Origin of the sequence: Thermomonas sp., assembly GCF_035369645.1 — a bacterium.
Classification (GTDB): Bacteria; Pseudomonadota; Gammaproteobacteria; order Xanthomonadales; family Xanthomonadaceae; genus Thermomonas.
In genome coordinates this window covers 63,270-73,829 of sequence record NZ_DAOOUM010000005.1, presented here as the reverse complement: position 1 = coordinate 73,829, position 10,560 = coordinate 63,270, and the positions used below count along the sequence as shown (strand labels likewise).

At 62.2% G+C, this 10,560-nt stretch carries 8 protein-coding genes; 4 read left to right on the top strand and 4 right to left on the bottom strand.

What is annotated here, in order from left to right:
* The 4 genes from mutL to PK789_RS01980 form a co-directional block, all read right to left on the bottom strand.
* Positions 1–1,231, bottom strand: a 1,231-nt coding sequence (mutL, locus tag PK789_RS01995) for a DNA mismatch repair endonuclease MutL (protein ID WP_324306656.1), incomplete at its 3' end; no start/stop codon positions are given.
* A 37-nt stretch (positions 1,232–1,268) separates the two neighbouring features.
* Complete coding sequence (locus tag PK789_RS01990) at positions 1,269–2,792, bottom strand: N-acetylmuramoyl-L-alanine amidase (protein ID WP_503011867.1); 1,524 nt, start codon at positions 2,790–2,792, stop codon at positions 1,269–1,271.
* 115 nt (positions 2,793–2,907) lie between these two features.
* On the bottom strand, positions 2,908–3,372 hold the full coding sequence (tsaE, locus tag PK789_RS01985) for a tRNA (adenosine(37)-N6)-threonylcarbamoyltransferase complex ATPase subunit type 1 TsaE (RefSeq protein ID WP_503011868.1): 465 nt from the start codon (positions 3,370–3,372) through the stop codon (positions 2,908–2,910).
* The gene (locus PK789_RS01980; protein WP_324306652.1) at positions 3,369–4,841 is read right to left on the bottom strand and encodes an NAD(P)H-hydrate dehydratase; all 1,473 of its coding nucleotides are present in this window, start codon (positions 4,839–4,841) and stop codon (positions 3,369–3,371) included. The genes tsaE and PK789_RS01980 overlap by 4 nt, the downstream gene beginning before the upstream one ends.
* Positions 4,842–4,879: 38 nt before the next feature.
* Here PK789_RS01980 and queG point away from each other — a divergent pair, with 38 nt between their 5' ends.
* The 4 genes from queG to hemN all read left to right on the top strand — a co-directional run bounded on the left by queG (position 4,880) and on the right by hemN (position 10,443).
* Positions 4,880–5,962, top strand: coding sequence for a tRNA epoxyqueuosine(34) reductase QueG (gene queG, locus PK789_RS01975; RefSeq protein WP_324306650.1), 1,083 nt, complete (start codon positions 4,880–4,882; stop codon positions 5,960–5,962).
* A 9-nt stretch (positions 5,963–5,971) separates the two neighbouring features.
* Entirely contained in the window at positions 5,972–8,221 is a 2,250-nt protein-coding gene (gene parC, locus PK789_RS01970) for a DNA topoisomerase IV subunit A (RefSeq protein ID WP_324306649.1), read from the top strand.
* Positions 8,222–8,325: 104 nt separating this feature from the next.
* Positions 8,326–8,979: a thiopurine S-methyltransferase gene (locus PK789_RS01965; RefSeq protein WP_324306648.1), complete on the top strand. Its 654-nt coding sequence runs from the start codon at positions 8,326–8,328 to the stop codon at positions 8,977–8,979.
* Positions 8,980–9,042: 63 nt separating this feature from the next.
* Positions 9,043–10,443: an oxygen-independent coproporphyrinogen III oxidase gene (hemN, locus tag PK789_RS01960; protein WP_324306647.1), complete on the top strand. Its 1,401-nt coding sequence runs from the start codon at positions 9,043–9,045 to the stop codon at positions 10,441–10,443.
* Positions 10,444–10,560 lie beyond the last annotated feature (117 nt).

Sequence of the window (10,560 nt, the reverse complement as noted above, 5' to 3'; positions counted from 1 at the left end):
TGGCAAAGCCCAGTGGCGGCATGCCGCCGGGTGCGTCTTCGGGCATCGTCGCCAGACTTGGCAGCGGTGCCGATGGCATGACCGCATCGCCACCACGCGGCGTATACAACGCGGCATACGCGGCAGGCGCATCACTGACACGCAGCCCCATTGGTTGTTGCTGCGGGGCTTGCGGCAGTGGCCAAGCTTGCGCCGCAGCACCCGTATTGGCACCCGACACCGCGTGCCCAGTGCCGGCGCGGGTTTCAGCCAGCGCCTCGTGCAGGGCGCGGTACACAAATTCATGCACTAGGCGCGACTCGCGAAACCGCACCTCATGCTTGGCCGGGTGCACATTGACATCCACCCCGCGCGGGTCAAGCTCCAGAAACAGCACATAGGCCGGGTGGCGGCCATGAAACAGCACGTCGCTATACGCCTGCCGCACCGCATGCGCCACATTGCGGTCACGCACGCTGCGACCATTGACGTACAGATATTGCTGGTCGGTACTGGCGCGGTTGTAGGCCGGCTGCGCGATCCAGCCATGCAGGCGCATCCCGGCTGCGCTGTGCTCCACCCGCAACACATTGCGCGCAAAGTCTTCGCCCAACGCCTCGTGCAGACGCAGCTCCGACAACAGATCGCCCTCGCCTTTCCAGCGTCGCGACGGCTTGCCGTTGTGGGTGACACGCAACTCCACATCCGGCCGCGCCAGTGCCAGCGTGCGCAGCCAGTCTTCGATATGGGTCAGCTCGGTGCGTTCGGCGCGCAGGAATTTGCGTCGCGCCGGCACGTTGTAAAACAGGTCACGCACTTCCACCGTGGTGCCTTGTGGATGCGCCTGCGGCACCACTTCGCCAAGGCTGCCGCCGTCGATGCGCAACTCCGCGCCATGCTGGGCATCGCGTGCGCGCGACACCAGCCGAAAACGACTGACCGAGGCCACCGACGGCAGCGCCTCGCCGCGAAAGCCCAAGCTGGCCACCGCTTCCAAATCCTCCATGCTGGCAATCTTGCTGGTGGCATGGCGGCTTACCGCCAGTGGCAATTGCTCGGGGGCAATGCCGCCACCATCGTCGCGGATGCGGATCAGGCGCACCCCGCCTTCTTCCAGATCAATGTCGATACGCCGCGCACCGGCATCCAGCGCGTTTTCAACCAATTCTTTGACCACCGACGCCGGACGCTCGACGACTTCGCCGGCGGCAATCTGGTTGATGAGGACTTCGGGGAGTTGACGAATATTCACCCGACAAGTTTAGCCGGTGTCGCCCGCTGACTGGGGCTTAGCGGCTACCGCCAATACCACTGCGCAAGGGTGTTTCCGACTGTGCCGATTGCGCTGCCTGCGCACGCGCGGCGTACAAGGTACCCGGTGGCGGCTGCCGCGAGAAATAGGTGTCGATGCCGTCCAAAATTGCGGCTGCCAACGTCCGCTGGAACGTGGGATTGGTCAGCCGCTTTTCTTCATCCGGATTGGAGATGAAGGCGGTTTCCACCAGCATCGCCGGCATCTTGTCGGAGGTGCGCAACACTGCGAAATTGGCGCGCTCGATGTCCGGTTTGTGGTTATTGCCCACCCGCTTCAGCCCGCCCAGCACATGGTCGGCCGCGTCTTCCGAGGCTTTCATATTGCCGCTTTGGGTGAGATCCAGCAGCACCGAGGTCAGGGTGTTGTCGGCCACTTTCACCCGCCCGCCGCCAATCACGTCGGCGGCGTTTTCCTTGTCGGCCAGCCAGCGTGCGCGTTGCGACGACGCGCCCCGGGTGGACAACACATACACCGATGAGCCGCGTGCGCCACGATTTTCAGCGGCATCGGCGTGAATGGACAGGAAGATGTCGGCCTTGTTGGCGCTGGCACGACGGGCGCGATATTCCAGCGGGATGAACACATCGGTATCGCGGGTCAGGTAGGCCTTCAACCCGGGGGTGGCATTGACTTGGCGGGCCAGTTCACGGGCGATGGCCAAGGTGACATCTTTTTCGCGTGCGCCGTTCAAGCCATGCGCACCCGGGTCTTGGCCGCCGTGGCCGGCATCAATCGCCACCACCAAGGGGCGCATGCCTTTTTGCATCGGCATTTTGGGCAAAATTTTGCTAGGTATTTGGACTTGTGCACTGGCTTCCGCATCGGGCGTATTGGCCGTCTCTGCGGTGGCAGTAGCCCCTGCTTGCTTCGCCAAGTCGGCAATCGGGTCAGCCAGCGGTTTGGCAATCTGGCTCGCGACGGGCTTGCTATTTGTTGGTGCGCTTGTCGCCGTACTTGCTGTGGATGCTGCCACTGCGGGTGGCATGCCAGCCATGCTGGCCATGGGCGGTTTCTCTGCCTGTGGCTTGTCCAGCTTGGGTAGCGCAACGACATCCAATGCCGCGACAGACGGCGTCGCGACAGGCCGCGTTGTAGCCGCAGGCCCATCGCCCGGCCATTCCAGTTGCAATTGGGTGCCGCCACTGGCGGTTTCCAGTAGGGTGGGGATCGCTGCCACGGGGCTGGCCAAGTCAAACACGACCCGCAGCGTTCCCGCCACCGGCTGCCCGGTACGCACGGCTTTGATGATGCCGGTTGCCGCCGGCAACCGTAGGCTGCGGGCGGCGTGACTCTCGGGGAAGTCCACTACCAAGCGTTCCGGGTTGGAGAGGCGGATCAACTTGTAGCTACCGGGTTTATCCAGCTGCACCATCGCGCGCGTGCCAGAGGCACCTTCCTCCAAACGCAACTGCTTGATTTCAGAAGCATTTGCCGACGCACAGGCACACGCCACCAGCACCATGCCGGCTGGCATCCACTGCTGAAAACGGTTCCCCATCGCGCGCATGCTTGGAGTTAATCACTTGCAAACCTGATTTGCAAGTAGTTTTCCCTTCAAAATCCATGACCTGCATGACATTCATGCCTTGTTGATGAACTCATGCCCGCAAAGCTCACGTTGACGCCAACGCGTCCAGCCAGGCCTTGCCACAGGCGGTGTGTGGCCGTAGTTGGCAGCTGCGCCCGGTGCCGGCCACCGCCAAGGTGATTTCCATGTCTGCTGGCGGCAATGCCCCCTGCCCGCGCTCCGGCCATTCCACCAGCCATAGCCGCGCTTCACTGGCATCCAGCCCCAAAAATTCCAGCTCCCCCGCATTGCCGATGCGGTACAGATCCAAATGCAGGGCCAAACCGCCGGCCGGCAGCGGGTATTGCTCCACCAAGGTGTAGGTGGGGCTGCGAATGGTGCCGGTCACCCCCAAGGCGCGCAGCATGGCGCGCGCCAGGGTGGATTTACCCGCACCCAAATCGCCATGCAGGTGAATCACCGCACGCGCCGGCAAGGTCTGCGCCAAACGTGCGCCCAAGGCGTCGGTGGCGGCGGGGTTATCGAGAAGTAAGTCGTTCATCGTGATTATCGTCGCATGGGGTTGGCCAAACGTCGCAACCAAGGCAGCAAATCACTGGGCAATAGGCCGCGCTCGCCATCGTCCAATGCCGCCGCATCGCCGGCGGCGGCATGCAGTAGTGCGCCGATGGTGGCCGCCGCTGGTGCTGCGAAGCCTTGCCCACGCAAGGCCGCGATTACCCCGGTCAGCACATCGCCCATGCCGCCCACGCCCATGCCGGGGTTGCCGGCACCGATGACCGCCGGCGGCAGGCCATGCGCGGCGACGATGCTGCCGGCGCCTTTCAACACCACGGCGCACCCCACACGCGACTGCAAGGCCGCCGCAGCCGCGAAACGGTCTTGTTGCACCTCGGCGGTGCTACACACCAGCAAGCGTGCGGCTTCGCCGGGGTGTGGGGTGATGATGTCGGTGTCGCGCAATCCAGGATTAGATACCGCCAGTAGATTCAACGCATCGGCATCCAATACCCGTGGCGGGTCGCTGCGCAGCACCGCGCCCAACAGCGCCCGGCCCCACTCGCCCTGCCCCAAGCCAGGGCCAACCGCAATCACGTCCGCCCGTTCCAATAAGGGCGGCAGTTGCGCACCATCTTCCAACGCATGTGCCATCACCTCGGGGCAGCGCGCCAACAACGCCGGCACATGCGCGGCGCGGGTAGCCACACTGACCAGCCCGGCCCCGCTGCGCAACGCGGCTTGCGCCGCCAGCACAATGGCACCGCCGCTGCCATGGTCGCCGCCGATGCACAGCACATGGCCATTGCGCCCTTTGTGGCCATTGCGCGGACGCAGCGGCAAACACTCGTGCAAGGCATCGGCACGAAACGCCAGTGCCGACGGTGCAATACCCGTCCACAACGCCTCGGGCAAGTCCAATGCCGCCAACTCCAATTTCCCGCAATGATCCAAGGCCATGCCGGTGCGCAAGCCACGGTGCCGGGCCAGGAATTGCACCGTCACATCAGCCAGAATGGCCATACCCGCCGCATGCCCGCTGCGCGCATCGATGCCGCTGGGCACATCCAGTGACAACACCTTGGCGGGATGCGCATTGATTGCGTCGATCCAGGCCGCCGTTGCCGCATCCACCGCACGTGACAGGCCGATGCCAAACAAGGCATCAACGATCACATCGCAATCACCCAATGCCTCTTCGAGCGCGCCTCCAGCAGCGACATACTCCGCGCACGCGCGCTGCGCCAATACGGTTGCAGGCGCGGCGATCTGCAATACGCGCACCCCGCGCCCAGCATCCCGCGCATGCCGCGCCAGCACATACCCATCACCGCCGTTATTACCCGGCCCGCACACCACCACGATGCGCAGTGCCTGCGGCCAATGTTTGAGCAGGCAGCGCCAACCCGCCTGTCCCGCACGCGCCATCAACGCAAAGGCATCGCCATCCAAATAGTGCGTACCACGCGCTTCCAATTCGCGCAGTGCCGCAGGAACGAACAATGGGAACGGGCTGTGCATCGCCGGGGACTCCACTTCACCTGCCTATAATTTGCGCCATGTCCACACCCGACTACAACGCACTGGCGCAACGCATCCGCACATTGGCGCATGCCGCTGGCTTTCAGCGCGTGGGGATTGCGGGGGTGGAATTGAAAGAAGACGAAGCGCATCTACTGGATTGGCTGAATCAACAGCTGCACGGCTCGATGGACTGGATGGCCCGCCACGGCAGCCTGCGCGCACGCCCGCATGAGCTGCTGCCCGGCACCATTCGGGTGATTTCGGTGGGGCTGGATTACGGCAAAGACCCCGACGCCGCGTGGGACAACCTGCGCGAACACGAACGCGCCTACGTGGCGCGCTACGCGCTGGGCCGCGACTACCACAAGCTGATGCGCAACCGCCTGCAAAAATTGGCGGAGGTCGTGCAGGCGGAAATCGGCCCATTCGGCCACCGCGCCTTCACCGATTCTGCGCCCGTACTGGAGCGCGCCCTGGCGCGCAATGCCGGGCTGGGCTGGATCGGCAAACACACCTGCCTGATCGACAAAGATGGCGGCAGTTGGTTTTTCCTCGGTGAATTGTTCGTCGATATCCCGCTGCCCATCGACCCGCCCGCCAGTGCACATTGCGGCAGTTGCACGCGCTGTATTGATATTTGCCCCACCGGCGCGATTACCGCGCCGTATCGGCTGGATGCGCGCCGCTGCATTTCCTATCTCACCATTGAACATGAAGGCAGCATCGACGAGGCGCTACGCCCGCTGATGGGCAACCGCATCTTCGGCTGCGATGACTGCCAGTTGGTGTGCCCATGGAATAAGTTTGCCAAACGCAGTGACGAGCCGGATTTTCGCGTCCGCAATCAGTTAGACAAGGCCACGCTGGCCGAATTATTTGCGTGGGAAGAAGACGAATTCCTGCGCCGCAGCGAAGGCAGCGCCATCCGCCGCAGCGGCCATGAACGCTGGCTGCGCAATATCGCCATCGCACTGGGCAACGCCCCCACCACGCCCGCGGTGCTGGTGGCACTTCACTCCCGTCGCGACCACCCCTCGCCCATCGTGCGCGAGCACGTGGCATGGGCGCTGGCACAGCATTCTGCGCAAAACCCCACACCGCAGGCCGCAGCCCCGTAAAATGGGCAGATGACCGACGACCTCCTACGCACCACGTTTCACGGCTTTGAACAAATCCCCCTGCGCGAATACGCCGAACGCGCGTATCTCGACTACTCGATGTATGTGGTGCTCGACCGCGCCCTGCCGTTCATCGGCGATGGCCTGAAACCGGTGCAGCGCCGCATCATCTATGCGATGAGCGAGCTGGGGCTGGCGGCATCGGCCAAGCCGAAAAAATCCGCGCGCACCGTGGGCGACGTGATCGGCAAATACCATCCGCATGGTGACAGCGCCTGTTATGAAGCGTTGGTACTGATGGCGCAGCCGTTCTCCTACCGCTATCCATTGATCGACGGGCAGGGCAATTTCGGTAGCAGCGATGACCCCAAGTCATTCGCGGCGATGCGCTATACCGAATCCAAACTGTCGCCGATTTCCGAAGTGCTGCTGGGCGAATTGGGCCACGGCACCGCCGATTGGGTACCCAATTTCGATGGCACCCTGGAAGAACCCACGTGGATGCCGGCGCGTTTGCCGCACCTGCTGCTGAACGGTACCACCGGCATTGCCGTCGGCATGGCCACCGATGTGCCGCCGCACAATCTGAATGAAATCGTCAGCGCCTGCGTGCGTTTGCTGGATGACCCCGACGCCACAGTGCGCGACCTGTGCGAACACGTGCGCGGCCCGGACTACCCCACTGCGGCGGAAATCATCACCGCGCCCAGCGATTTGCTGGCCTTGTATGAAACCGGCACCGGCAGCGCGCGTGCGCGTAGTGTGTTCGTCAAAGAACACAACAATATCGTCATCACCGATCTGCCGCATCAAGTCTCACCGTCCAAAATCATCGAGCAGATCGCCGCGCAGATGCGGGCCAAGAAACTGCCGTGGCTGGAAGATATTCGCGATGAATCCGACCACGCCAACCCCACCCGGATCGTGCTGGTGCCACGCAGTAATCGCGTGGATGCCGACCAACTGATGGGGCATTTATTTGCCACCACCGACTTGGAAAAAAGCTTTCGGGTCAATATGAATGTGATCGGCCTGGACGGCCGCCCACAGGTCAAAAACCTGAAAATGTTGCTCTCCGAATGGTTGCGCTTCCGCCAAGACACCGTCACCCGCCGCTTGCAGCATCGGCTGGAAAAAGTGGAGCGTCGTCTGCACTTGCTCGAAGGCTTGCTGGTCGCCTTCCTCAATCTGGATGAAGTGATCCGCATCATCCGCAGCGAGGACGAGCCCAAAGCGGTGCTGATGGCGCGCTTCAAACTGAGTGAAGACCAAGCGGATTACATCCTCGACACCCGCCTCAAACAATTGGCGCGGCTGGAAGAAATGAAGATCCGTGGCGAGCAGGACGAGCTGGCCGCCGAGCGTCAAAAATTGTTGTCGATCTTGGACAACAAAGCCAAGTTAAAGAAATTGGTCAAGGATGAATTGCTGGCCGATGCCAAGAAGTTTGGCGATGCCCGCCGCAGCCCGCTGGTGGCGCGCCAAGCCGCGCAGGCCTTGGACGAAACCGAGCTGGTGGCCAGCGAACCGATGACCGTGGTGCTGAGTGAAAAAGGCTGGGTGCGGGCGGCCAAGGGGCACGATATCGATGCCGCATCGCTCAGTTATCGCGACGGTGACCGCTTATTGGCAGCGGTGCGCGCGCGCAGCAACCAACAGGTCGCCTTCCTCGATTCTGCGGGCCGCAGTTATTCCACAGCGGTACACACCTTGCCCAGTGCGCGCGGCAATGGCGAACCCCTGACTGGGCGCTTCGCACCTGCAGCGGGGGCCAATTTCCAAGCCTGTGTCAGTGCCGATAACGACAATCAATTTGTGATTGCCTCCAGCCACGGCTACGGTTTTGTCACCCGCTTTGAAAACCTCACCAGCCGCCAGAAAGCGGGTAAAGCCTTGCTATCACTTTCCGAGGGCGGCAGCGTATTGGCCCCAGCGGCGGTGCTGGATGTGGCCTGCGACCGCATCGTGGCGGTCACCAGCGCCGGGCATGTGCTGGCGTTTGCACTCACCGAACTGCCAGAACTCGACAAGGGCAAAGGCAACAAAATTATCGATATCCCCAAAGCCAAGCGCGGCACCGAGCATGTGGTGGCGATTGCCGTGGTGCCGGCTTCCGGCAAGTTGTTGGTGCAGTCGGGCGCACGCACGATGACGTTGGCCTATAAAGAATTGGAGCCCTACATCGGCGCCCGTGGCTCACGCGGCGGGCTGCTGCCGCGCGGCTGGCAGAAGGTGGACGGATTGGCGGTAGAAGACTGAACCATTCCAACGCTGGTAAAGCCGCCGTGCACTGCGCTACGTCGCTCGAAATGCGGCGACGCGAAACGCACGGCGGCTTCACCATCGATCCAAAGGAGACACCCATGCACCCCGACTTTTGGCAGCAACGCTGGGCCAATAACCAAATCGGCTTTCACCAAGCCACGCCCACGCCGCTGCTGCAAAAGCACTGGGCGGCGCTGGGGGTGCCGGCCGCAGCGAAAGTGTTTGTGCCGCTGTGCGGTAAGACTTTGGATATGGCGTGGCTGGCCGCGCAAGGACATCCCGTTCTAGGCGTGGAACTCTCCCAGCTTGCCATCGCCCAATTTTTCGATGAACACGCGCTGACGCCCGACATCCGGCAAAGCCGCTATGGCACCCACTACCGCGCAGGTGCGATTGAAATCATCCATGGCGATGCCTTTGCGCTAGATGCCCACGCGCTGGCCGATTGCGCCGCCGTGTTCGACCGCGCCGCACTGATTGCCTTGCCGCCCGCGCTGCGCCAACGCTATATGGGCGCGTTGTACCCGCAGCTTCCCAGCGCTTGCCGTGGGTTGTTGATCACCCTGGAATACCCGCAGCAAGACCGCGATGGCCCGCCGTTTTCAGTGCCAGAGGACGAAGTGCGTACCGGCTATGGCAGCCACTGGGACATTGCCCTGCAAGAGCGCCGCTCCATCCCGCCCGAACACCCCGGTTTTGTGAATGGGGCATCGCGGGTGGATACCGTGGTGTATGCCCTGCACCGGCGCTGATCACATCGCAAGTGATTGATCAAAATCAATTCGCATTCGTCTGCAACTGCCTAAGCTGCGCCTATGCATTCCCAGACTATTGCCTTTGATGCCGATTTGGCGCGTCGCTACGACCGCCCCGGCCCGCGCTACACCTCGTACCCGACCGCGCCGCAATTTCATGCGGACTTCGGTGAGGCACAACTGCGCGAGGCCGTGCAAGCCAGCAATGAAGAACCCATCCCACGCCGGCTGTCGCTGTACGTGCATGTGCCGTTTTGCTTTAGCCCGTGTTTTTACTGCGGCTGCAACCGCATCATCACCCGCGATTTGGGCCGTTCCGAGGGCTATCTGGCGCGTCTGCATCGCGAAATCGCACGCATCGCCCCCGCATTTGACCGCGACCGCGAAGTCATCCAACTGCATTTTGGCGGCGGCACGCCCAACTTCCTCAACCCGGTGCAATTGGCCGACACGGTGGATGTGATGCGTCGGCAGTTTCATTTTGCCGACCGCAACGATAGTGACATTTCCATCGAAATCGACCCCCGCTTTTGCGACCCGGCGTGGATGCCCGCGCTGGCCAAGGCCGGTTTCAATCGCGCCAGTTTGGGCGTGCAAGATTTTGACCCGAAGGTGCAGCAGGCGGTCAACCGCATCCAGACCGTGGAAGAAACCCGTGCGGTGGTGGATGCCGCCCGCAGTGCCGGGTTCCGCTCGGTCAATATCGACTTGATCTACGGCCTGCCAGCACAAAATCTGGAAGGGTTTGGCAAGACCTTGGACACCGTGCTGCAGATCCGCCCGGACCGGCTGGCGGTGTACAGCTATGCGCATATGCCACATCTGTTCAAACCGCAAAAACAGATCGACGAAACCCTGCTGCTGGATGGCGACGCCAAACTGGCGCTGCTGCAATTGGCGGTGGAAAAACTCACCGCCGCGGGCTATGTCTATATCGGCATGGATCATTTTGCCTTGCCCGATGACGACCTTGCGCAAGCCCAACAGCGCGGTGGTCTGCATCGTAATTTCATGGGTTATACCACCCATGCCGATAGCGATCTGATTGGTTTTGGCGTGTCCGCCATCAGCCATATCGGCAACACCTTCAGCCAAAACCCACGCGACTTACCCAGTTGGGAAGTGGCGATTGATAGCGGCAAATTGCCGGTGTTTCGGGGCATGCGCATGAGCGAGGATGACGCGCTACGTGCCGATTTGATCCAGTCACTGATGTGCCAAGGGCAGATCCCGGTGGCGGCGCTGGAGCGTCGTTATGGAATTGATTTTGAGCACTATTTCGCCCCCGAGCTAGAACAGCTGCAACCGCTGCATGCAGACGGACTGGTGCGATTTACCCCGGATGTGATCGAAGCCACCTCGCAAGGACGGCTGCTATTGCGTAACATTGCCATGTGCTTCGACCAATACCTCACCCCTCCTGCCGCCGACGCCAAGCCGCGCTTTTCACGCGCGATTTAAGCCGTTCCCGGAGTTTTTCATGAGCGGCCTGCCGTTTCCGCGGCTGAGCCCGCAAGTGCTGTCCGATGACGGCAACGAATTGCAATTTTGCTCCACCTGCGCGTTCTCGCACGCCTG

Excerpts from the sequence above, each read along its gene's own strand:
- PK789_RS01980 (WP_324306652.1), bottom strand. The coding sequence starts at position 4,841 with ATGCACAGCCCGTTCCCATTGTTCGTTCCTGCGGCACTGCGCGAATTG.
- PK789_RS01965 (WP_324306648.1), top strand. The coding sequence starts at position 8,326 with ATGCACCCCGACTTTTGGCAGCAACGCTGGGCCAATAACCAAATCGGC.
- PK789_RS01990 (WP_503011867.1), bottom strand. The coding sequence starts at position 2,792 with ATGGGGAACCGTTTTCAGCAGTGGATGCCAGCCGGCATGGTGCTGGTG.
- parC (WP_324306649.1), top strand. The coding sequence starts at position 5,972 with ATGACCGACGACCTCCTACGCACCACGTTTCACGGCTTTGAACAAATC.
- queG (WP_324306650.1), top strand. The coding sequence starts at position 4,880 with ATGTCCACACCCGACTACAACGCACTGGCGCAACGCATCCGCACATTG.
- hemN (WP_324306647.1), top strand. The coding sequence starts at position 9,043 with ATGCATTCCCAGACTATTGCCTTTGATGCCGATTTGGCGCGTCGCTAC.